General features: G+C 44.4%; 25 protein-coding genes. 11 read left to right on the top strand and 14 right to left on the bottom strand.

Annotated features, from left to right (window positions below):
* Nucleotides 1–33: 33 nt before the first annotated feature.
* Complete coding sequence (locus TW84_RS14785; protein WP_045976400.1) at nucleotides 34–879, bottom strand: MBL fold metallo-hydrolase; 846 nt, start codon at nucleotides 877–879, stop codon at nucleotides 34–36.
* A gap of 143 nt (nucleotides 880–1022) precedes the next feature.
* A complete protein-coding gene (locus TW84_RS14780; protein WP_045976399.1) occupies nucleotides 1023–1637 on the bottom strand; it encodes a rhomboid family intramembrane serine protease in 615 nt (204 codons plus the stop codon).
* Between the two features lie 276 nt (nucleotides 1638–1913).
* Here TW84_RS14780 and TW84_RS14775 point away from each other — a divergent pair, with 276 nt between their 5' ends.
* Nucleotides 1914–4124, top strand: coding sequence for an Ig-like domain-containing protein (locus tag TW84_RS14775; RefSeq protein WP_052707926.1), 2211 nt, complete (start codon nucleotides 1914–1916; stop codon nucleotides 4122–4124).
* A gap of 171 nt (nucleotides 4125–4295) precedes the next feature.
* Here the strand turns inward: TW84_RS14775 and TW84_RS14770 are convergent, their stop codons facing one another.
* The 5 genes from TW84_RS14770 to TW84_RS14750 all read right to left on the bottom strand — a co-directional run bounded on the left by TW84_RS14770 (nucleotide 4296) and on the right by TW84_RS14750 (nucleotide 8645).
* Nucleotides 4296–4580, bottom strand: coding sequence for a DUF7684 family protein (locus tag TW84_RS14770; RefSeq protein WP_045976398.1), 285 nt, complete (start codon nucleotides 4578–4580; stop codon nucleotides 4296–4298).
* Nucleotides 4581–4771: 191 nt separating this feature from the next.
* Nucleotides 4772–5158, bottom strand: a complete 387-nt coding sequence (locus TW84_RS14765) for a hypothetical protein (RefSeq protein ID WP_045976397.1) — start codon at nucleotides 5156–5158, stop codon at nucleotides 4772–4774.
* A 90-nt stretch (nucleotides 5159–5248) separates the two neighbouring features.
* The gene (locus tag TW84_RS14760) at nucleotides 5249–5725 is read right to left on the bottom strand and encodes an immunity 26/phosphotriesterase HocA family protein (protein WP_045976396.1); all 477 of its coding nucleotides are present in this window, start codon (nucleotides 5723–5725) and stop codon (nucleotides 5249–5251) included.
* A gap of 264 nt (nucleotides 5726–5989) precedes the next feature.
* Nucleotides 5990–6850, bottom strand: coding sequence for an HDOD domain-containing protein (locus TW84_RS14755; protein ID WP_045976395.1), 861 nt, complete (start codon nucleotides 6848–6850; stop codon nucleotides 5990–5992).
* Nucleotides 6851–7388: 538 nt separating this feature from the next.
* Complete coding sequence (locus TW84_RS14750; RefSeq protein ID WP_045976394.1) at nucleotides 7389–8645, bottom strand: adenylosuccinate synthetase; 1257 nt, start codon at nucleotides 8643–8645, stop codon at nucleotides 7389–7391.
* Nucleotides 8646–8751: 106 nt separating this feature from the next.
* On the opposite strand from TW84_RS14750, the gene TW84_RS14745 reads away from it, so the two are divergent.
* Complete coding sequence (locus TW84_RS14745; protein WP_045976393.1) at nucleotides 8752–9621, top strand: LysR family transcriptional regulator; 870 nt, start codon at nucleotides 8752–8754, stop codon at nucleotides 9619–9621.
* A gap of 124 nt (nucleotides 9622–9745) precedes the next feature.
* On the opposite strand, the gene TW84_RS14740 is transcribed toward TW84_RS14745, so the two are convergent.
* From TW84_RS14740 to TW84_RS14720, 5 genes are all read right to left on the bottom strand, one after another.
* Entirely contained in the window at nucleotides 9746–10438 is a 693-nt protein-coding gene (locus TW84_RS14740) for a hypothetical protein (RefSeq protein WP_045976392.1), read from the bottom strand.
* A 511-nt stretch (nucleotides 10439–10949) separates the two neighbouring features.
* Nucleotides 10950–11687, bottom strand: coding sequence for an SDR family NAD(P)-dependent oxidoreductase (locus TW84_RS14735; protein WP_045976391.1), 738 nt, complete (start codon nucleotides 11685–11687; stop codon nucleotides 10950–10952).
* Nucleotides 11688–11838: 151 nt separating this feature from the next.
* A complete protein-coding gene (locus TW84_RS14730) occupies nucleotides 11839–12297 on the bottom strand; it encodes a hypothetical protein (protein WP_045976390.1) in 459 nt (152 codons plus the stop codon).
* 90 nt (nucleotides 12298–12387) lie between these two features.
* Nucleotides 12388–12903, bottom strand: coding sequence for a GNAT family N-acetyltransferase (locus TW84_RS14725; RefSeq protein ID WP_045976389.1), 516 nt, complete (start codon nucleotides 12901–12903; stop codon nucleotides 12388–12390).
* Between the two features lie 275 nt (nucleotides 12904–13178).
* Nucleotides 13179–13733, bottom strand: a complete 555-nt coding sequence (locus TW84_RS14720; protein ID WP_045976388.1) for a sugar O-acetyltransferase — start codon at nucleotides 13731–13733, stop codon at nucleotides 13179–13181.
* Nucleotides 13734–13972: 239 nt separating this feature from the next.
* Between TW84_RS14720 and TW84_RS14715 the strand changes: the two genes are divergently transcribed.
* Nucleotides 13973–14845, top strand: a complete 873-nt coding sequence (locus tag TW84_RS14715) for a LysR family transcriptional regulator (RefSeq protein WP_045976387.1) — start codon at nucleotides 13973–13975, stop codon at nucleotides 14843–14845.
* Between the two features lie 47 nt (nucleotides 14846–14892).
* Here the strand turns inward: TW84_RS14715 and TW84_RS14710 are convergent, their stop codons facing one another.
* On the bottom strand, nucleotides 14893–16566 hold the full coding sequence (locus TW84_RS14710) for an amidohydrolase (protein WP_045976386.1): 1674 nt from the start codon (nucleotides 16564–16566) through the stop codon (nucleotides 14893–14895).
* A 268-nt stretch (nucleotides 16567–16834) separates the two neighbouring features.
* Here TW84_RS14710 and TW84_RS14705 point away from each other — a divergent pair, with 268 nt between their 5' ends.
* From TW84_RS14705 to TW84_RS14690, 4 genes are all read left to right on the top strand, one after another.
* A complete protein-coding gene (locus TW84_RS14705) occupies nucleotides 16835–17305 on the top strand; it encodes an OsmC family protein (RefSeq protein ID WP_045976385.1) in 471 nt (156 codons plus the stop codon).
* Between the two features lie 109 nt (nucleotides 17306–17414).
* Nucleotides 17415–18614, top strand: a complete 1200-nt coding sequence (locus TW84_RS14700) for a DEAD/DEAH box helicase (RefSeq protein WP_045976384.1) — start codon at nucleotides 17415–17417, stop codon at nucleotides 18612–18614.
* On the top strand, nucleotides 18611–18931 hold the full coding sequence (yqfB, locus tag TW84_RS14695; protein ID WP_045976383.1) for a N(4)-acetylcytidine aminohydrolase: 321 nt from the start codon (nucleotides 18611–18613) through the stop codon (nucleotides 18929–18931). The genes TW84_RS14700 and yqfB overlap by 4 nt, the downstream gene beginning before the upstream one ends.
* Nucleotides 18931–19371, top strand: coding sequence for a GNAT family N-acetyltransferase (locus tag TW84_RS14690; protein ID WP_205622497.1), 441 nt, complete (start codon nucleotides 18931–18933; stop codon nucleotides 19369–19371). The genes yqfB and TW84_RS14690 overlap by 1 nt, the downstream gene beginning before the upstream one ends.
* On the opposite strand, the gene TW84_RS14685 is transcribed toward TW84_RS14690, so the two are convergent.
* Nucleotides 19364–20128: a substrate-binding periplasmic protein gene (locus TW84_RS14685; RefSeq protein ID WP_045976381.1), complete on the bottom strand. Its 765-nt coding sequence runs from the start codon at nucleotides 20126–20128 to the stop codon at nucleotides 19364–19366. The genes TW84_RS14690 and TW84_RS14685 overlap by 8 nt on opposite strands.
* A 328-nt stretch (nucleotides 20129–20456) precedes the next feature.
* On the opposite strand from TW84_RS14685, the gene TW84_RS14680 reads away from it, so the two are divergent.
* The 4 genes from TW84_RS14680 (at nucleotide 20457) to TW84_RS25195 (ending at nucleotide 23098) form a co-directional block, all read left to right on the top strand.
* Complete coding sequence (locus TW84_RS14680) at nucleotides 20457–21041, top strand: TetR/AcrR family transcriptional regulator (protein WP_045976380.1); 585 nt, start codon at nucleotides 20457–20459, stop codon at nucleotides 21039–21041.
* Between the two features lie 85 nt (nucleotides 21042–21126).
* The gene (locus tag TW84_RS14675; protein ID WP_045976379.1) at nucleotides 21127–22158 is read left to right on the top strand and encodes an NADP-dependent oxidoreductase; all 1032 of its coding nucleotides are present in this window, start codon (nucleotides 21127–21129) and stop codon (nucleotides 22156–22158) included.
* A gap of 12 nt (nucleotides 22159–22170) precedes the next feature.
* Nucleotides 22171–22788, top strand: coding sequence for a glutathione S-transferase family protein (locus TW84_RS14670; protein WP_045976378.1), 618 nt, complete (start codon nucleotides 22171–22173; stop codon nucleotides 22786–22788).
* 184 nt (nucleotides 22789–22972) lie between these two features.
* Complete coding sequence (locus TW84_RS25195; RefSeq protein WP_275041674.1) at nucleotides 22973–23098, top strand: hypothetical protein; 126 nt, start codon at nucleotides 22973–22975, stop codon at nucleotides 23096–23098.
* Nucleotides 23099–23109: the final 11 nt, after the last annotated feature.

Here is a 23109-nt window from a genome sequence, read left to right as displayed (position 1 = left end):
CGCCACACTGAAGTTGTTATGGTTCTCACTTCGCTAAACGGTAATACACCGACCAGTAGGTATCGCTTCCAAACGTTCTCCTAACACTTCTTTTAACAAGTCATAAGCCTTCTTACCTGTGCAGTGACCTGTATACAGCTTATCTATGGGGTATTGCAGCAACGCCCGCCCGATGTTTCTGATATCGTCCTTAGACCCGCCAATACTGTTAAACAATGGCAGTCCAACAAGGTGAAAGCCCCCTACCACTGCTTTTATCTTCTCGCCTGGGAAGTGGTGAATCGCCGTATCGACCATGTTAAGAACACCACTATGCGCACAGCCAGTAAATATCACTAACCCGTCATGTTCTTTGATCACAAGGAGCAACTCGTGATCGAATGAGTCGTTCTCCCATCCACTTTGAGATTGTGTATAGAGGTATCGATTACCTTTGGGCTTGTCGTGCTTGCTGCTGATCTCCGTGATAGCAAATACATTGGGTGCTATTTCAGTGGTCTGATTCACCAACACCAGTCGATCATGGCTATTTTTTAGCAAATCCGTGGTAATGCCGACATCATTTTTAAAACCGTAAGCGCGGAAATAATAGCTTTTTTCAGAGCAGTGTTTCAAAAACACATTGGCTTTCGAGTTATGGGCAACAAAATCGACAGCACCATTGCAATGGTCATGATGTCTGTGCGATATCACGGCGATATCTACGTCTTCGATCTTCACATCTAATCGCGGCGCATTTCGACAAAACGTATCACCACTTCCCATATCGAATAAAATTTTCAACGACTCAGTTTCGATATGCAATGATAAACCACGCTCAACCGCTAGATCTTGCCGACTATCCAATCGAGTATTGTCGACGAGTGTTGTTATCTTCATACTGTCCTTTTGTTTGATTTCTGATGTGTTCACGAGCGCCACATTGTGATGGCAGCTAAGGGGCAACTCGGTAACAAAACCCAAGTATAGTGAGCATATGTCAACTACTCAGCTATTTAACATGCCAAAGGTTAGCTATCAAATTAAACTAAGGGTGGACAGCGACCTTTGCCACTTAGTTGGAAGCAATGTGAAACTACAACACCTACGGTAAAGCTAATCACATGACCCAACTTTGGAAGATGGGACTCACTGAAAACAACATCCAAAACTAATGCAGGGGCCATAGTAAACGTCAACACTGCCACCACTAACTTGCCTTCAATCTCTCGTTTTAGAAACATAACCAGTCCCGCGCCTACCAATCCTAAAATGGCTTGAGAACCACCAGTGCCTAAATTCCATGGCTCAGGTACGGTGAACGTACTGGCCAAGGTGCCAATTACTCCCGAGATAAACCACACTGACAGGAAAGCACTAGCCCCTATTTTTCGCTCAAGTATACAACCAAGGGCAAACAATGAAAGTGCGTTGTAGATCATGTGGTACTGTTTGACATGAATGAGCTGAGAAACCGCTAAACGCCATAGTTCTAACTGCAAAATATGCTGATATGTTAAACCTCCGAAAGGCTCCAGTTCAGTAATACTGACCTTACCAAATAACGAACCAGTGATTTGAAAATTCACACAGAAAGAGACCACGACCGTCGACAATACCAAGGTTAACGTGGCGTAAGGTATTCGCCTTTTTGTCAATTTCCCTCCTTACTAGTCATATTCAATTGAGGTGATAATCAAGCGGTCAAAACACTTCACCGTCCTGCTTAAACAAATTAATAACCACTGATGATGCTATAGCCCCAGTATTATCCTGAACAAAAGAATATGCACCATAATAAATATCTCATCGCTATCAATAAACTCAAAAAATCACCCAAACAAATTCAATAAATTACCTATTAATTACTAAAATCCACTCTGCGGTTCGTTTTCAATATCTCAATCTTATTAAAAATAAGGAAAGATAAAAATATGGACATGCACAAGCAATTTAACGTTAAGGATATGTTGCTCCTTACAACTTTGACTTTGATAGTCATACTTACCTCTGGCTGTGGCGGTTCAGAAGGAGAAGAAAGCAGCGCCTCTACAACCCAACCTTCATCAGCAAGACCAACACCAAGCCAAGACGAGGCCACCGTCCAGTTAGAGCGCCTGACGCTCACTGCCTTTCCAGTTAAAACCAAAGGTACAAGCGAACTCACACTTATTACCGGCGGTGAACAATCTTTTCTTGCTGTGGCTGAGTACTCAAATGGCCGCTCCACAGTGTTAAACGAGGAATTAAGCCTCTCTGATTGGCAATCCAGCGACACAGAAGTCGCCGAGTTTATCCAACCAGGTGTTTTACAAAGCAAGGCCTCTGGCATGGTGACGGTTTCTTTCACCAAAGATAACCTCACCAGTAATTCAGTGGGGGTCACTGTAGACGATGCCACCATCATAGATATCGTCGTCACTCCTTCAATCGTGAGCATTGCTAAAGGACAAAACCAAGCCTTAACGGCCACCGCAACCTACAATAACGGTCTTTCCATGAACATCAGTGACTCGGTAATTTGGGCATCTGACGATCCCTCCAAAGCGACAATCACATCACAAAACGATCATGGCTTGCTCAAAGGTGACGATATCGGATCCACAACCATCACAGCGGTAAAAGATGATATCACCAGTAACAACGTCAACGTGGATGTCTCTGACGCTGTGATCACAGGAATTAGCGTCACACCTTCTATGGTCAATGTCGCCAAAGGCCAAACTCAAGCGCTGATCGCCAACATCATCTACAGTGATAACACTTCTTCGAAAACTAATGATTCGATCACTTGGGTGCCTGCCGAACCGGACATCGCCACCGTCACCACGAGCGGATTGTTATCAGGCGTCAAGGCCGGCACTACCACCCTCACTGCGGTCAAAGACGGTGTGACTAGCCAACCCATCGGCGTGCTGGTAAGCGACGCCGTCATCACCAGTATTAGCGTGACACCATCAGTCGTCACTGTCGCCAAAGGGCAGCACCAAACGTTAACCGCTAACGCAACCTACAGTGATAACACTGTGTCAGACATCAGTGACTCTGTCATTTGGAAGCCTGTCGATACCCATACCGCTACTGTTACCTCTGATGGCGTGCTGTCCGGCAGCAACGTAGGTACCACCACTCTCATTGCGGCAAAAGATGGCGTCACCAGCAATACCGTCGGCGTGGAGGTCAGTGACGCCGTGATCACCAGTATTAGTCTCACGCCCCCCACAGTTACGGTCGCTAAAGGGTACAAACAGACGTTGACGGCTACTGCCATCTACAGTGACAACACCTCATCGGATATTAGTGACTCCGTCACTTGGAGCCCCGTTGATGCGAGTATCGCCACCGTCACTCCAGAGGGGCAAGTCACTGGAGTAGGCGTCGGCACCACCGCTGTCATCGCGATGAAAGACAATATCACCAGCAACACGATTGATATTGATACCACCGACGCAGTGATGACAGGGCTAACGTTAAATCCTCCCGCTATCGGGTTGATGCTAAACTTTTCTCAGCAAATGAAAGCCACGGCCGAATACAGTGACGGTACTTCTTCTAATGTCACCGACTCTGTCGCTTGGTGGACGTCTATAGGAACCACCGAAATTTCATTAACTAATGATGGTTTGGTCAAGGGTCTCAAAACAGGAAATAGTGGCATCACGGCTACTTATAATGGTTTTAGCCATAGCGTTGAAGCTAACGTATGCAGTGGCAATGGCAGCAATGTAACGGGCAAGTGCATTTACACACTGGATGACGGCAATGGGAATTTGTTGACCAGCACCCCATCCATCGCTTATCTAAATAGCCTTGACCTAGGTGGAACTCCTCATACGAGTGGTAGAAATGGCCAGTTTTATACTTTTACATGGCAACAAGCGAAGGCGATATGCAATAAATACAGCGAGTTCAACCTCGCAGGGCGATCAAACTGGCGTCTACTTAGTACAGTTAATGAGTTTATCGGCTTTTACAATACCATTGGGCTCATCCGCGTTTGGAACAATGACACTTATCACTGGACCTCAAAAAAATCATCTTCATTGAAGTATCATGCCTATCGGTATACGGGAAATAATATTCACGTCTCAGGCCCCTTTGATGTGTCGACGCCATTTTTTGCTACCTGTCTTTCGGAGTCTTAGTCTGCGGTCTCATTGTCAGTTTGGGTAAGGCATTAAGGAATATAGGATATCAGCGCCTCTTAATGATTAACCGTCGGTATGGATGCAGCTAGAGACTAAAAAGACGTCCTTGGACGTCTTTTTACTGTATAGCGCACCTATTTCTTGGTTTTTTAAACATTGAGCGCTTAGCTATATACGAACAATGTTAACACTCGAGCTAGCGACAAAAGAACAACAGCGAGCAAACTCAACAACCTCCAGTTCCGACTCATTTGGATGAGAAGTCGTAATCACATCAAGTACTTGGCTACCATCTCCAACGACTAATTCGTCTATTACCTCTTCCCATGTAGAACAGTCAACACCAGTAATACATATTAACCTTGCGCCATCTTCGAGTATTTTGAGGAGCAATTCATCAGAATCCGCACTGTAATTAGATTGAGTCACAAGTACTACTTTTTGATTTCGCATTAAATAAATCCATTTCTAGCGTTGTTTGCGAGCTTGATTACTCATTAAATACCCATTTTGGCTTCGTAAGCTCGTAACCATAAACCTTCAATCCATTCCTGTTCTCCATTGTGTCGGATTTGTTGCGGCAATTTAGAAGCTTCAGCGGATTTAGCCCAGCTTAGAAAGGCAAGTATGTCTTTCTTTAGTCTTTATAACTCCTTCAACAGCACGGTTTGAGCTTTCGTCTTAAATTCGATTCTTTCAACATCGTAATTTAGGTTTTTGGGCTCATATTTAATCTTAACACCGTAAAAACTCCGAACCTTGCTTGGTTTGAGCTTCAACGGATAGGAGAACACTTCATTCTCAAAGCCTTTTGGTACTTCTCCACTCAGGCTAGGGAGATACGTGTGTCGAAAACACAACACATGCGTAATTGCGCCAGGTTTTGCCATTCTACCGCCCAAGCGAATAAGGCTAATATTTACTTCATCATCAATATAGTAAATACTTCTATTTTTACATTTGAACCCTAATTCAAGAAGAGGACGCAATACCACATTGTCGAACTGTTCTTCGAATTCTTGTTTTTCCATAACCTTTTAACGTCTTGTCTACCTTGGAGTCTCAGTCTCTTTCATCTATACAAGTTTCTAGGACAGGCACTTTGCCCCTTAACTCAAACATCAATCATCTTGTTGTGCCTCTAATTCAAGGGATTTGACCCAAATATTCTCAACACCAAGATAATGGTCGCGTAATCGATCTTCTATATGATTAACTCCCCATACAGACGCTCTTTCCAAACCGAGACACTCTTGGTATGTGGAGGGAATATCCTTTGAATCATCATAAAGAGTAACTTTTTTATTGATTCTGTCTTGCTTAAAAAACGTTACTGGCTCGGATAGGCTTTCACTTAATTCAACGTTGCCAATGACTTCCCAACGACCAGAAGTAATAGCGTTGTTCATCACCCACACTTTAAACAAAATAGGGCTCTCAACAACGTCACCTATTCTCACAATACTTTCCGCCTCGACTTTCATGTCATAGAAAGCCACTAATGGCTCTTTTAATACATGCCCAAAGCAAATTTCATTGTTATCAAGACGAATTTTAACTACATCACCTATTTTTCTTCGGGTTCTCTTCATTTTCATGGGTCACAAACTATTTATTCGCTTCGTATACCAATAATCGCGCTTACAAGCATACTAAACATTACAGAGATCAGATATTGAATTTTGATATCATACTGCTGAGCTGAAAATAATGGATTTCAAAAAAGAGGGTATGCCAAAAGGTCGATGGGACACGCATCCCGCCTGTGCAGTCTTTCAACCTTTGTATTTAACCACTTAGTAGATTGGCAGAGTAAGCCCCGTCTAGAATGGCATGCTGCCAACCAGTAAGCAGAGTGTCGCCTAACGCTCTAACTCGTCATTGGCTTGTGTATATAAGTCATCGTAGTCGTCTTCCAATTCCTTAAAGTCTAGCGTGGATAATCCGAGCACCTCTGAAACGCCTAGTTCGACATCCTGCCAATCAGGGGAGTCAGTATGACGCTTAGCACGCTCAACGAAATTTTCTGCCACTTTGAGTATCGCTAATGCCAGTTGGGATTCACTGTCCAAAGTAGTATCGAAGAAATTCGTATTGTGATGCTGTAAAATAATTGCGCACAATGGTTTAGGCAAATGCCAAGAATTTGCAATAAAATAGCCTAGAACCGCATGGTTGGTATTGTATTTTTCTTCTTCTAACACAACGGAGTTACAGCCTTTGTGATTTGCTTCGATCAAGACTTCTTTGTAGTCGTCAAACCGTAAAGCCAATAACGGAATACCACAATTATGAAGCAAACCCACGGTATAGAGCGTATCAATAGGCACTTTGTCTTTAATTCTATCGCCAATAAACAGCATGGCATTGGCAACATCTAAAGAGTCATCCCAAAAACGTTCCAATGAAATCGAGGCTTTTCCCTGAAGGGCTGATTTAAGTAGTAAAGAGGTCACAAGGCTATTTATTGTAGTGAGACCGATAATCATGACAGCTTGTTTTATCTCGGATATCGTTCTGCCCATACCATAGTATGGCGAATTAATTACCTTCAATATGGCTGACGAAAGTCCAATGTCACTTGAAATTAGGTCCGCGACGAGACTGATGTCGGGCTCTGGCTCCCCCATTATCTCCTGCAATTCGGACAACACTGTAGGTTTCGCTGGTACCTGAAAACTGGACACCACTGATGCTATTTTTTCTTCATCAATATCAACCATCTTATCTTCCCCAATGTTGGCCCGCGCTCAATGACAGCGACGCACTTAGTACAGCTAGTACTACGTTTTTATTGCGAGTAGAGCTTGCTCATCAAACAACCCAATAATTCTGGACTGGGTAACGTGAATAACATTCGCCCCGCAAAGCCAATACGTTCTCGACTAAGAGGCGTATCGACTCCTCTAAGGTTAGTTAAAGCGCGAATAAGTACAAAACCGTTTTATGGATAGATCTAACCACAAATGCCAGTGAGGTGTTGAAAGCATTGTAAGCGGCATGCGTATGGAAGGGCACCGCACAAAGGCCACTTTAAACAGGAAGAGAAATTCAGGACAGAGACTTTACTCTGCTTTGCTTTGCTCTGATGAGAACTCTGACTCTCAACCGCAGAGTTCTCTAATCAAGCTGTTGGAAACATTCGCGATCTGACACTCGGTAGAACTGTGCTGGCTTAATCATGCATAACGTGCATAAAAAAAGCGGCTTTACCCCGGAAAAGATAAAAGCCGCTTGCCAATAAGACGTACTATCGACGTCTTAGCGCATAATCATTTGCTCACGCCCAGGACCAACCGATACCATCTTCACGGGTACACCCATCAGTTGTTCAATACGTAACACGTAGTGTTGTGCAGCGACTGGTAACTGTTCAAATTTACGACAACCTGTGATGTCTTCGCTCCAGCTTTCCATTGTCTCGTATATGGGCGCGAGTGCTGCCGTTTGAGGCCAGATCGGGTTTTCACTGTGCTCACCTTCATAGCCGACACAGATTTTGAGATCTATAAGACCCGTTAAACAGTCGACCTTAGTCAGAGCGATTTCCGTCGCGGCTTGAAGTTCAACGCCGTTCTTTGTTGCTACTGCATCAAAGTACCCCATATCACGTGGACGACCTGTTGTTGCGCCGAACTCACCCGCTAGTTCGCGGAATGCATCTTGCTCTTCCATTGCAGTAATTAACGTACCAGTACCGACCGATGAGCTAAACGCTTTTGCTACGGCAATAACACGCTCTGGACGCAGAGCAGGAAGACCACTACCGATGCCTGCGTACATAGACACAACGTTTGAAGAGGTGGTCCATGGATACTCACCGTATACCAGATCACGGCCAGCACCGAGTTGTGCTTCGAACAATAGAGTTTGATCTTTTGCTTGTCGTTCTTTTAGCGGAAGCGTTACGTTGCAGATAGCATCACGCCATGGCGCCGACACTTCCAGCAACCAGCTAGCCATCTCTTCGGCGGTTTGTTCAAACTCGAAGCTTGGGTAAAGCGCTCGTAGCTGTGGGAGTTTCCAGTCCATCCAAAATTTGAGGCGTTCTACTAGAACGTCAGGTTGCTGTAGCCATCCCACTAAGATACCTTTCTTCATGACACGGTCACCGTATGCAGGCGCAATACCTTGACGAGTCGAACCGTATGCTTGGTCACCTAAACGTTGTTCTTCTAACGTATCTTCTTGTGCATGCAAAGGTAGGCACAATGTTGCGCGATCAGAGATGCACATGTTCACTTTAACCCCAGCTTGTTCAACTTCTGCCATTTCCTGTGACAGTGCTTCAGGGCTGATAACCATACCCGGGCCTAAAACGGCCAAACAGTCAGGGTTGAAAACGCCACTCGGTAGTTGGTGTAACTTAAACGTCCCTAGATCGTTAACGACGGTGTGGCCCGCGTTGTTGCCACCTTGGAAACGAATACTAGCAGAGGCTTGCTCTGCCAAAAAGTCAACGATGCGGCCCTTGCCTTCATCACCCCAGTTTGCACCCACTACAACGATAGACGACATAATTCATTCTCCTAAACAGACCGGAAAATCTTAGGGCGCTCGCATAAATAAGAGAAATTAATTATACTCATCAACTTGATAAGAGAATCATATCGAGCAATTTTCTATGTTAGATTTGAACTGGTTACGTACATTTGTCACCTTGGCAGAAGTGAAACATTTCGGAAAAACAGCGATTGAACTGCATATGACGCAGCCCAATGTCAGCCTTCACATCAAACAGTTAGAGCAAGCTACTCGTACCAAGTTGATCGAACGCAACCCAGTGCAACTGACTCAAGCAGGTCAACGATTGTTAGACACCGCACAGCACATGTTGAATGAGCTGCAAGTCTGCCAATCCGATCTCAATGCACTCAACGATTTAACCCAAGGTACGCTCTCAATTGCGGCAAGTGATATTGTTTCACGCCTATTGCTTATCAAACCATTCCAACAATTCAAAAACGAGTATTCTGGTATCGACTTAGCGTTGTTCAACACGACCTCATCCCAAGCGGTGGATTTGGTAAAAAGTGCTCGAGCTGATATCGGTTTTGTGATTGCACAGAAAGAGAGTCAGCCGTTGCACTTTACGTCACTTACCCAAATCCATTGGTGTGCTTTCGGCGATAACCTCTTCGATTGGCGAGAGAACAGCGAAGAGAATCAAACTCTCATTTTGTTAGGTCACGATACTCGAACACGTGAGTTGATTGATGCCTCTCTGCCGGGGCTAAACCTGCCTAAACATAGGGTGATGGAAGTGGGCAGTGTAGAAGCACAAATAGATTGGGCAGAAGCCGGATTTGGCACCGCCATTGTGCCTGACTTCTCCCTCGATCCAAGGTTGAAACTTTCTAGAAAGGTGACCCCACTACCCAGCTTTCCCTACACTGACTTCGGTTACATTGTTCGCCAAAATCAAGTACTGTCCAAAGCTGCAAAACAGCTTCTTAAATGGGTAGCTGAAAATGTCTCTCTGGAGCAATATTAACTTTCGAGTGTCTGTCCCTTTAATTTCTTTTTTAATTTCTTTTAAGTATTTATTCTAAATTCGCTTTATGTAAAACACTAACGAGGAGTTAGATTAATAATCTCTAACTCCTCGTTTTGTTTATTTATCTATGACAGCCTCCACAACCTCCGCCTGGAGTACCAGGAGATGAGTGGTTTAGAACGACACCAGACATTGAGCCTGAAGTTCTGTCATTTAAAGCGTCATTAACAAATGTCGTGGTAGCAGCTCCGGCAAATTCTCCAGCTACAGGGCCAAAAATAGCGCTTGTACCTGCACCAACACCTGTACCTATTGTTCCTGCAACAATCGTGTTTACAGTACCAAAACTATTGCCTGCATCAGGATCTGCAGCAATTGCACTGCCCGCAATCGCTCCAGCAGCCCCCGGGACAGGATTACTAGCTGCCCTTTTTTTTCTAGATCTTTTTGGTTGCTTAGCTTGAGTGACCCATTTAACTAAATCTGATTCAGAAAGTAGAACAATATAATTTCCCTTTCTTTCTATGTAAAAGCTCTCTCTTGCTGAAACAGCGAAAATATGAAATGCTTCAATGACATCGCCAGGAAACACCATTGAGCTATTCCCATTATTTACTTTAGCCTCAAAGACCAAACTCCCATAAGATGGACTCGTGACCATTGAAACCAAATCATCAGTTTCAAAACACATTGCCACGTCTTGTTTAACATAAAATCTTTGGCCGTTGTTAATTTCGTTACACGTTGTAGCATAAACTTTACTAGATATAGTAACTGCGGCAAATGCCACAATTAAAGACTTAAAAAACCTCATTATAACTCCTAACCATGAATAATATTATTATCGACTGCCTGACGATTATCAGGCTTTATCTTTGTCTATTTTTATTAATAGGCGGCGAGTATATTTATAGAAGAAGTAATCTGTCAATTATTCTACGAAATTTTTTAAGTAATTAGTCACTACAAGTATTAATGCATAATTTGGCTTACTAACGATGTCAAAACCTGTTTATTATTCAAGCAAAAAAGTGACTGACCATAATATAAACAAAACTAAGAAAATTATTATTACCATCTCAATTCTAATCTATAATCATGTACTAAATTTTGATTATTTAATCTAAAAAATAAGTTTCTTACTTTAAACAATGCAAAACGGTCAATTGTTGACAATTTCTTATCCAAGCATATCACTCTGCAATAAGTGGATTGGGCAGAAGCCGGATTTCGCACCACCATTGTGCCTGACTTCTCCCTCGATCCATAGTGTTAGGGTGCCTGTCCTCTTACTCTCTTACTCTCCTTACTCTCTTGTTGGCAATCTATGCCAATGATAGCCCACCATCCACGACCAATGTATGACCAACAATATAGCTCGCCTTATCAGACAACAAGAACTCGATCGCATTGACGATTTCATTCACTTCTCCGAAGCGCTTCACCGGAACGACATCAGACACATCGGCGCGAATACTCGGCATTTCAAGCTGGCGCTCTTCCCAGCGTGGCGTCCATGTTACACCGGGTGCTACAGCATTGACTCGGATTCCATCGGAAATGCTTTCTAGAGCAACGGAACGAGTTAATCCTTCAAGAGCATGTTTAGCGGCACTGTACATTGATGCATTGGGAGTCGGTCTAAGACCATTAACGGAGCTAACGTTAACGATTGATGCCCCCTCCTTCATCAATTTTAGTTCGGCACGTAAGCATAATGCTTGGGATAAAAAGTCCACGTGCAGTGTTTCTTTGAGACGTGATACGTCTACATCAGTAATACTCCCCCTAGAAGCCAGTGCTGGTGATGCGTTGTTTACTGCAACATCCAGCCTCCCATACTGTACTGCGATATGAGCAAACCACTTTTCTAGTGCTCGTTCATCCGCGATGTCGACCGCCTGGTAATCCACACTATTTAGCTTGGGATACTTAGCTAGAACTTTAGTCCACGTTTCTTGTGAACGAGAGCAAGTGACGACTTTATATCCTAGCTCTATCAGTCTTATGACCACCTGTAAACCAATGCCTTTCGAGCCTCCAGTAACCAGCGCAACTTTCATTCGCAACTCCTTCTCGCTGTCTTCGATTGCTAACACCACATGAAAACCAACAAATCCGATATCTTACCTACGCAGGTAACGACTTGTCCTTTCTTAGGGTGCCTGTCCCTTTAAGTTTTTGCCTTTAAGTTCTTTAAGTTCTAAGTTCTCTTTAAATTTCCTCTGTAACTCTTCCGTCTATCTGCTTGGCAAAATCCGCGTGAAAACTAATTAGCTCAATACCATCAATGGCTTTTATCGTTGCATTTTGTCCTTCAACAGTGCAAAAAGGAGGATACGCGAATAACAACTGGCCGACCTTTAATTCCAAATCGTTTGGAATATTTAATCTTTCAACCGGGGCCTCCTCCACCCAAGCCAAAAACTGCTCCCAGCTACAACCAAACTCATCAATTTCACCCGTTTCAGCATCTAATTTAATAACCAAATTGTCTCGAATAAGATATTGGTCACCAAAGCAATCCTGAGCAATGGGATAGTCACTTGCTTTAACTTCTCGATACAAGTTGTGGAAAGCCAACTCACCATCTAAAAAGGTATCAATATTTAACAAGCGCTCTTGCGCATTGCGAGAACGGATCTGCAGACCACCTGAATATAAAATTTTCATAATTTTCTCTAAGCTGAATATTCAACTAAGTAAGGAAAAGAGATAATACATAACCACGAACTAGCGTAATTAACGCCCCTCACGACAAAGTCACGCGTGCATGGTTTGTCCGTTGGGTGTCTCAAAGTGGATAAAGAGCATAACAAGATCCACATCGTTCGCTTTTGACAACGTATAGTTTTCACCGACGATACGCGATACTGCAGACTTCCAGAAACTGAGCGCGCCTGAATTTTCTTGCAGAATTCGAATCTGCCACTTGCCCGGATAGGCTTTTACGACTTGCGCCAAAACGCCCCGACCTACTCCCTGACCTTTAAACTTGCGTAGCACAAAGAATTGCTCAATGTCATACCGTGTTGGGTCACTGGGGTAACAACGAACCAGAACAAAACCAGCCATTTCGTTGTTGACCTTTATGAAATAGGGAGTGTGGTCATCTCGCTTCCAGTAAGGATCGAACTTTGAAACATCGTACCCATCAAAATGACCATCTTTAGTTGGATTCCATTTCATATACTCTGACATGTCGTAGACGTAATAACAGAACAAATTCTCAAGTACGTATCGCTCTTCAGGTTTTATTTTTACTAGTTGAACTTCCATTATTCTCCTTGCCAGCCAACGTTCTTACATTGCACGTGGTTCTATTTCGTTGAGCACATACTCAATTTATTCGCGCTAGACCATCATTGGCGCTTTAACTAGTGAGTAAAAGAACGGGACTATAACAGACATACTCATACTGAATGAGTGTGCCAATCTCAAAAATAGCTAAGTCAACGCTTTCACATCAAGTTCAACATTAAAGCTGTGAATGAGGCCGAATAAACGCAATAATCAGTTCATCCATGGTATAACAACACAAGGCTAAGTTATTTTTACTCGATAGGTTTTATGACTTTACAGGGATTCCCTGCGGCTACCACGTTAGAGGGTATATCTTTTGTAACAACACTGCCCGCTCCCACCACACTGTTTTCGCCAATGGAGACCCCCGGACAGACAATAACCCCGCCGCCTAGCCAGACATTATTCCCAATCGTGATGGATGTACCGAATTCTATCCCTTCTTCAACTCGACCTTTGACATCTAGTGGATGACCTGCCGTATAGATTTGAACATTTGGAGCAAATAATACGTTGTCACCAATATCGACTTGTGCAACATCTAACACGATACAATTGAAATTAGCGTAGAAGTTTTTTCCCAGTTTGATATTAGAGCCATAATCACAGCGAAACGGTGGCTCGATATAGGCGCCTTCGGAATCCGGAATTAGAGTATCTATCGCTTCTCGCCATTGAACCGTATCAGGAATACTGTTGTTGAGCTTTTGTAGTGTTTTTCGGCAATCAATACGTTCACTATAGAGCTGTTTGTCCCAAGCATCGTAGGGTTCACCTGCGAGCATTTTCTGTTTTTCTGTTATCATTTACAGCCCCTTGAATTCCAGTTACCACGACGCAAATCGTCGCACAATCTTAGTCAAAAATAAGCCTATTTCGACTCTCGATTACCCTGTATGTGAGATCGCAACTTTTATTGTCGTGCCAGTGACAACAAATAGGTTGGCATCGACATTAATCAAGTCCAACTTGGTCTCCATTGTTCACAACGTTACGGGTATTCTCTAAAATGGGCTCTATTGCCTTAACTGCTCGGATATCACGGATGAATACCACTCACCTTAAAGCTCTTCTTATCGCCATTGAAAATGGTTCTATTTCAGCGGCAGCGCGGAAGCTCGGTAAAAAGCAGTCTCAAGTCAGCCAGTGGATCTCTGATCTTGAAATTGATTTAGGTGTCACTTTCTTTGATCGTACAGGTAACAAAAGTACCTTGAGCGAGCAAGGTGAGCAATTACTTCCTTCCTTGACTCATACGCTTGCCCAGTTGGATAAACTCGCCGATAAAGCAGCTGCAATAAGTTTTGGTGAGCCAATCGCTGTACGCATAGGTATTGAGCATTATGTACCTGAATCATTGCTGTTAAACGCCATCGGGGAGCTTTTTCAGCTGCCCAATCTTGATGTCGAGATCTATCGTGGGGAACATACTGACTTACGAGAAGCTTTGGTCGCTGGAGAAGCTGACGTTATCGTTCGACATGAATCAAATCAGCTTCATCAGCCAGACGTGGAATGCGCCAAACTGGGATGTTATTCAGAGGGCTTAGTTTGCCAACACTCTATGTCTCTGGTAAAAGCTCAACCTGTATCGATTGCTGATCTAAGTAAACACAAAGAACTGATATGGGGAGAGGTTGGCGAAGAGGGTGAAGGTTTCAGCCCAGATTATGCCATCATCAGTGATTTATCTATATTGATTAAACTGCTTGAATCTGGTCATGGTTTTGCTTTTCTGCCCTTAGCAAACATCAAGGCACAGCTTGAAACTGGTAACTTAATTAAGCTGGATTCTGAGTTTGAACAGAGTGATATCCCACGACGCGTCGAGCTGAGCTGGCGGCCAGGACTGACCCTGTCAAAAACAGGCCATCAAGTTATAAAATCACTCAGACAATGTCATGAATTCACGCGCTAATCAGCTGGAATACAACGCCGCACTAGAGGATAGTGCAGCGCGATGATTTATTCGTCGATGTCGTAGACAACTTGACCATTGAGGAACGTCATCCAGATATCTGTCTTTTTGATTTTCTCTGCCGACAGTTTTGTAATATCACGCGATAGAATCGCAAAGTCTGCCGCTTTGCCCACTTCAATTGAGCCCGTAATGTCATCGAGGCCTAAACTCACTGCCGCATTGATGGTGTAGGCGTCTATGGCATCTTCCACACTCGGCAAGCCGGTTTTGCCCATAATTAAACTGTTACCAATCCCAACCAAAGGATTGATGTCATGCACATTCCAGTCACTGCTTAAGGAAACGTTAGCACCTGTTTCGAAGATGGCTTTCAGGTTCATGAGTGCTCGTGTTCTCTTCGCGCCGAGAAACGCCTCCGCCCATTGATGCTCGTGATAGGCAACATAGTCAGACCCCACTTGAAAGTCCGCGGTTACATTAAGTTGAGAAAAACGTTCGACGTCTTTCGAATTCACCAGCTCTACATGGGTCAGGGTATAGTTTTTATTGCTGCCTTGCTTACGGATGCTCTCTATCGCATTGAGGGATTCGCGTATCGCTCCATCACCAATCGCGTGGATATGCGCACCATAGCCAATTTTATCCAATGCGTTGAGCCAATCAGCCATTGCCTTTGGCGGAATGTAATTAATACCGTAGGGCTCGTCTGGAATATAAGTGTCTAAGTAAGGCGCGAGCGTCTTTGCCGTCCCATTGACCAGAATACCATCGCTGTACATTTTGACTTGGTCCACCAGCACAAGACGCGACTTGTCTGTTGCCAACACTTTAGACAGGAAGGAAAGTTGCGGCTGCATTGAATCAGTCGGGTAGATCCAAGGCCTTAAAGAAACACGTGCCGTCAGGTCACCGCGCTTTTCTGCTTCTTTCCATACTTCATACCAACCACGTTTCCAGTAGAGTCGGCCATCACCTATGGTGGTAATTCCATGTCGTCGTGCTTCATCGAGCCCAGCCATCATTCCTTCATAACTTTGATCAAACTGTTCTTCAAGACTATTCCAAGCCATCTCCATAACAATATCGCCAGCGTTATCAAACAAGATGCCATTGAGCTCACCAGTCTCTTCATCTTTGAGGATCTTGCCACCTTGTGGTTCCGGTGAATGTTTATTGATACCCGCGATATCTAACGCAACCGAATTGACCCACATTGAGTGGGAAGTCTGTTCCATAATGATCACAGGCTGATCAGGGAAAATCGAGTCGATGACCTCTAATGGCGTCCGTCTGTTGTCTTCTGCCAACACTGCTTCTATCGAAAAACCATAGCCCATTACCCACTCACCTCGGCGTGCCTCTTTACGACACGCTTTTAGATAGGGGATTTGTTCTTCAATCCCTGCATCCATACTCAGCTCACATTGACCGCCCGCTTCCGACGCAGCCTCAAAGACATGATTATGGTTGTCGATAAAGCCCGGTGCGATAAAACCACCATCCAAATCTATGGTTTCAGTCATCGAGCCAGCGAATCTCTTCATATCTTCTTGTGAACCGACATAAAGAATTTTACCGTTGGCGATAGCGATCGAATCGGCGTTTTGATGACCGTAAATATGGGCATTGGTTAACACCATCTCCGCAGAGTCAGCAGCGTGCAGATTGCCATTCATAGTTAAACTCAGTAGTAGTGTCAGAGGGTAAGCACATTTCATTGGCTTGGGTTCCTTTTTATTTATCCCTAACGTTTCATAGTATAGGGCTAGTCTCGAAACACAGCCTAGCAAGCCATTGTAATCGATGAAAAATAGTCACTATCAGAGTTTTGGGATAGCGATAAAAGTCTATAAGCCGGTAGAGACTGCAATCAGAGTCGATAAACGCTTCCGAATTATTGACATACTGCCTATGTCACACCCCGTTAATACGATATTCTACGAAGGTCTACTTCTCTTATTTTGCATCATATTCATGGAGGAATGCATGTCAGATTACAGTGCGACCATTCGCTGGAAGCGGGCCGAACATGAGACATTCAGCGACAACCAATACAGCCGTGCACATCTGTGGGAGTTTGACGGCGGCGTCCGTGTCCCTGCGTCTGCATCCCCTCATGTGGTACCGTTGCCTTACTCAGTCGAGGAAAATGTCGATCCGGAGGAAGCGTTTATTGCCGCAATATCAAGTTGCCACATGCTGACCTTTTTGGGGATTGCTGCTAAGCGTCGTTATGTTATTGACGCTTACGTTGATACGGCGATTGGCATAATGGAAGAAGATGAAAAAGGCCGGACATCGGTCACCAAGGTGACACTGAGACCCGATATCGTTTTCTCAGGTGACAAAAAACCAAATTACCTACAATTGGAGAAAATGCACCGCCTCGCTCACCAACATTGCTTTATCGCTAACTCTGTAAAAACAGACATCGTGACGGAGATTCTTAGTCGCTGATATTGCGAGAATTAAGCGAGGTAACGATCCCGTGTGGGCGTATTCATGTTAAACTCTGCGCCACATACCGGGTTTCTCCCGCTTCACTATTTAGATTCAGAGTGTATCGATGCCATTCTCTAAGCTCGGCTTAAGCCAACCAATAACCGACGCCATTCAGCAACTGGGTTACGACAAACCGACAACGATTCAGACCAAAGCCATTCCCGTGGTTCTGCGTGGCGAAGATTTAATTGCAGCCGCACAAACAGGTACAGGTAAAACCGCTAGCTTTGTGCTGCCAATGCTGGAAAAATTGAGTCAGGGCGAAACTCAGCGTAAGAAACGTATTCGTGGTTTGATTCTCACGCCAACACGTGAGTTGGCTGTACAGGTTGAAGAAAAAATTCGAGACTACGGCCAACACCTCGCTCTTACGTCACTCGCGATGTACGGCGGTGTGGATGAACAGGCTCAGAAACAAGCCCTAATTGAAGGAGTAGATATTCTGGTCGCGACACCCGGTCGACTGATCGATATGTATGGCAAACGCGCCGTACATTTTGAGGAAGTTGAAATGTTGGTACTGGATGAAGCCGACCGTATGCTCGATATGGGGTTTATTGACGACATCAACAAAATCCTTGACCGACTGCCAACCGATATTCAGCACTTGCTGTTCTCCGCCACTCTATCGAATAAAGTTCGAGACCTAGCGAAAACAGCGGTACACGATCCATACGAAATTTCAATCTCAGCCAATCAAGCGTCGAAAAAGAATATCGAACAGTGGCTAATTACGGTCGATAAAGACAAGAAGTCCGCCCTCCTCAGCCACCTAATCAAAGAAAACAATTGGGATCAGGCTCTGATCTTTATCGAAACGAAACACGGCGCAGCCAAACTGGCTCAACAATTGGAAAAGCGCGGTATTGAAGCCGAAGCGTTTCACAGCGGTCGTAGCCAAGCCGTACGTTCTCAGCTACTCGAAGATTTTAAAGCGGGCAAAATCCAATACATGATCGCCACAGGTGTCGGCGCTCGTGGTATTGACATTGAAGGCCTGACTCGTGTTATTAACTACGATCTGCCTTTCCCTGCTGATGAATACGTACATCGTATTGGTCGAACAGGTCGTGCGGATGCACAAGGCGAGGCCATATCCTTTGTATCTAAAGATAACTTCAAGAATTTGTGCATGATCGAAAGCCGCCTCGGCCATCTGATTGAACGTCGTGACGTTGAAGGATTTGAGCCGCGTAAACCTGTGCCTATTTCCATTTTAAACTACGTACCTAAACACAAGCGTCAAAACAAGGATTCCCAATGATCGCACCGACCAAAATTCTCTTTTTTGAGTTTCTGACTCCACTGATCACTTGTGGTAAAAAAACCATTACCATTCGTGATGAATCAGAAGCTCATTACGTGCCAGGTACTCAGGTTGAAGTCTTCACGTTGGAGAAAGATGAGAAAGTATGTGAGGTGAAGATTCTAGCGGTAGAACCCCTTCACTTTGACGATATCAACGAGTTTCACGCTGAGCAAGAAGCGATTGAGCTACCAAAACTTAAACAGCTGATTCGGGAAATCTACCCCAACACCGACGAGCTTTTCTTGATCACTTATGAACTGGTTGATGCATGATCGACTTTGATTTTCGCCCGGCTACACCGGGCGATTTCGACTTCTTATTCTCTCTCAAAAAGAATGCAGAATACGACGCGATAAAAGCAGTATTCGGTTGGAATGAACAAGTGCAACAACGTATTCACCTTGAAGAGTGGCAAGAAGACCAGCCCTCCATAGTGACTGTTAACGGTCAACCCGTTGGCAGCTTTTTGCTGCAAGACAAAGGAGAACACTTTTACTTTTGTCGTTTCTTCCTGCTCACCCAATACCACGGCAATGGAATGGGAAGCAAAATCCTGCAATACTGTATTGAGCTTGCCGACGCACAACGTAAGTCTATCCAACTGTGCTACTTACAAGGAAATCAGGTTGGTAGGCTATATGAGCGCTTCGGGTTTTATATCACTGGCGAAGACAACGCTTTTATCTACATGAAAAGAGAGCCTCTCATTTAACTCTCATGTTCTCAAAGTAATCATAGATGAGGGCTTCGTAACGTCCATCTTGCTTCATATCGAACAGTACTTGATCAAAGCGCTCGAGTAACTCAGAATGGCTGCGGTCTTTAGAGAACGCAATGTAGCTGGGTGTTGCTTCAACGGGAGGCGATAAAATATCAATATCACTATCCAACCCTTCTCTAACCAGAATGCTTCGGGCTCCAAATTCATTGTTCACCCAGATATCAGCGCGTTTAGTACGTACAAGGTGGGCACATTCTGAGGTGTTGTTTCTCTGGAAAACCAGCCGAAAGCGACCTTCCTTAATCTTCGCGTCCATCCGTTTTCCATAACTCACACCATTGACGACACACAAAGCGATTTTGGATACATCACCCGCTAAAATTTCCGCAGGTTTGTAGTCACTGCCTTTGAGCGCCATCAAACTGATGTTTTGGACGAAGAGCACATTCTGACTAAAATCGGCAAATTTCTCGCGCTCAGGATTTTTGAATGCGGTAAATATGCCATCAGCCCGACCACGCTTCACAAGTGTCAGTGCTCTTGCCCATGGTAGTACCCTAATGTTGACGGGAGTTTCAAGCTGGTGAAATACATACCTGACTAATTCAACCGCAACGCCTGATATCTGTTGTCCCTGCATTTCTATGTAGGGAGGATATTCCAGTGTGACCAAATCAACTGGCCTTGCCAAACAAGGTTTTACGGCCGCTAGAGCAAGAATGATCGTTCCTAAACGCAACCACTTCATCCTCTCTCCTTCATACAAAGCGATGACTCAATACGAAAGTTTAATGAAACTATCAGCAATAACTTCATTGCATAGAGTCAAAGACCTTCTACATTTACCTATCTTTAATAGTAATATCACTAAACAATATCGTTTGACTTTTTACGTCCATTCGGCGTTTTTCCATCATTCGAAGGGAACTTATTTAGTTAGTAATTGTGTGAGTCATTTTCACTCTGTCCAACTCTCGCCGTTCTTCTTTAGTATGCGGCTTAACCTTCAACAGCGCGGTAATTCATCCTATAAAATCTTTCTAGACGACTGGTCTAATTTGTTTTATAGTTCGCCCATGAACGAAAAAACAAACGACACTCGCCAACATATTCTCAATGTGGGTTACGAATTAGTGGTGAACAAAGGTTTCACCGCCGTCGGTTTATCTGAACTGCTTAAAACAGCCGATGTGCCAAAAGGCTCCTTCTATCACTATTTCAAATCCAAAGAGCTATTTGGTGAGGCACTGATTGAAGATTATTTCAGAAATTACCTAGCTCGCATCAATGTGATTTTTCATGCAGAGCAAGGGACTGGCTATCAACGTATAATGGGGTACTTCTCCCGCTGGCTAGAAGTAGAAAATGGTGTCTGTAATGCGAACCGATGTCTGGTGGTTAAGCTTAGTGCCGAGGTTTCTGACTTGTCTGAGCCGATGCGAATCACTCTTGCAAGCGGTGCGGGACAAGTCATTGATTCCATTGCTCAGTGCATAGAATCCGGTATCGAAGACGGTTCGATAAAAGCATTGGATGCGCAGCAAGTTGCGACCCAGCTTTACCAACAATGGCTTGGTGCTAGCCTTCTCAACAAACTGGTTCAGGATCAAGCACATCTTGAACGTAGTTTAGAGAGCACTCACTCTCTACTTAGCGCTTAAGTAACATATTCCCGTTTGATTCAACAAATCAACGGGAATTTTTTGAAATCCAAACTAGACGACTGGTCTAATAATAGGAAACGCAATGACTAACAACGTAAACCGCCGCATTGTTCTTGCTTCACGCCCTGTAGGCGCACCTGTTAGCGAAAACTTCCGCTTAGAAGAAACAGAAAAGCCTACGCCTGCTCAAGGTGAATTGCTGCTAAGAAGCGTCTATCTGTCACTTGACCCCTACATGCGTGGCCGCATGAACGATGCAAAATCCTACGCGGATCCTGTTGATATCGACGATGTCATGGTCGGTGGCACAGTGTGTCAGGTAGAAACCTCCAATCATCCAGACTACCAAGTTGGTGAATGGGTATTAGCTTTCACTGGCTGGCAAGATTATGGCATTTCAAATGGTGAAGGCCTGATTAAAATGGGCATGAGCCCAACTCACCCCTCTTATGCACTCGGTGTAATGGGTATGCCGGGCTTCACCGCTTATATGGGCTTACTGGATATCGGCCAACCAAAAGCTGGCGAAACCTTAGTAGTCGCAGCTGCAACAGGTGCGGTAGGTTCTATGGTCGGACAGATAGGCAAACTAAAAGGTTGTCGTGTAATTGGCGTTGCCGGTGGCGAGGAAAAGTGTCGTTATGCGGTAGAACAATTAGGCTTTGATGAGTGTATCGATCATAAAGCGGAAGATTTTGCACAACAGTTAGCAACAGCGTGTGAGCAAGGTATCGACGTTTACTTTGAGAATGTTGGCGGTAAAGTGTTTGACGCTGTGATGCCCCTTCTCAACACTGGAGCGCGTATTCCACTGTGTGGCTTGATTTCTCAATACAACGCAACATCGCTCCCTCAAGGCCCTGACAGAATGTCAATGCTGATGGGGCAGTTGCTGATCAAGCGAATCAAAATGCAGGGTTTCATTATTTTTGATGATTACGCTCATCGTTATGAAGAGTTTGCAACCGACATGAGCCAATGGCTTGCGGAAGGAAAAATTCATTATCGTGAACATTTAGTGGAAGGGTTTGACAATGCGCCAGAAGCATTCATCGGCCTTCTGGAAGGTAGAAACTTTGGCAAACTGGTTGTAAAAACTAACCGTCCACTATAAGCAGAGGTCAGCATGATTAAACTACATCACCTTAACCAGTCTCGCTCCAAACGTATTATCTGGTTGTTAGAAGAGCTAGGCATCGATTATGACATCGTACCTTATCACCGCGACAGCGTGACCTTTCTCGCGCCACCAGAGCTTAAATCTATCCACCCACTGGGTAAATCTCCGGTGATTGAAGAAGATGGCCGGGTCATTGCAGAGTCTGGCGCAATCACTGAATATCTTATCGATAAGTATGCGCCAGAGAAGCTTGCGCCAGCCAAAGGCTCTGATGACCACCTCGACTACCTGCAGTGGCTGCACTTTGCAGAAAGCTCTGCTGCTCTACCGTTACTACTAAAGGTCTTCGTTTCTAAAGATGGCGCTCAAATGAACTTCCTACCTGACTATGCTGAAGTCGAGTTGCACAAAGTGATGAGTTATGTCGACCAGCGTTTGCAAGGCAAGCGTTACCTAGTCGCCGAAAAACTCACTGGTGCGGATATTATGATGTCATTTATTGTTGATATTCTGACGAACTTTGGCTTACTTGAGCGCTACACCAATATTGCCCAGTATGCCTCACAACTTGCCAGCCACGATAGTTGGCAGACCGCCGAACAGCTTGAAATAAAGTTCAGCTAATTACTCGTGTACAGGGTTGCCAATCTTCGCTGGCAGCCCTGCCTCCCTTTTTAAATTTCCGTGATATTTTGCCTCTTACGCCATCGGTATGCATGAGATAGAAAACGTCTATCAATAACATAGCCACAACCAGTTTTATAAAAGCTCTCTCGCCATCTATCCTCAATGCTATCAAGTCATTCCAATGACGGATATTCAATCAGACGCTAGACCGATAGAAAACGTCCTTGGTTTTAACTGGCTAACCAATGATTCGATGGTCACCGATATAAGAAACATCAAAGTGGTGACCGTGAATAAGCGATACTAAAGGAGCAAATC

Source organism: Vibrio neptunius (assembly GCF_000967495.1).
In the GTDB taxonomy this organism is placed as follows: Bacteria; Pseudomonadota; Gammaproteobacteria; order Enterobacterales; family Vibrionaceae; genus Vibrio; species Vibrio neptunius.
The sequence above is the reverse complement of the archived record's forward strand: the minus strand, read 5'-3'. Positions and strand labels throughout refer to the sequence as shown.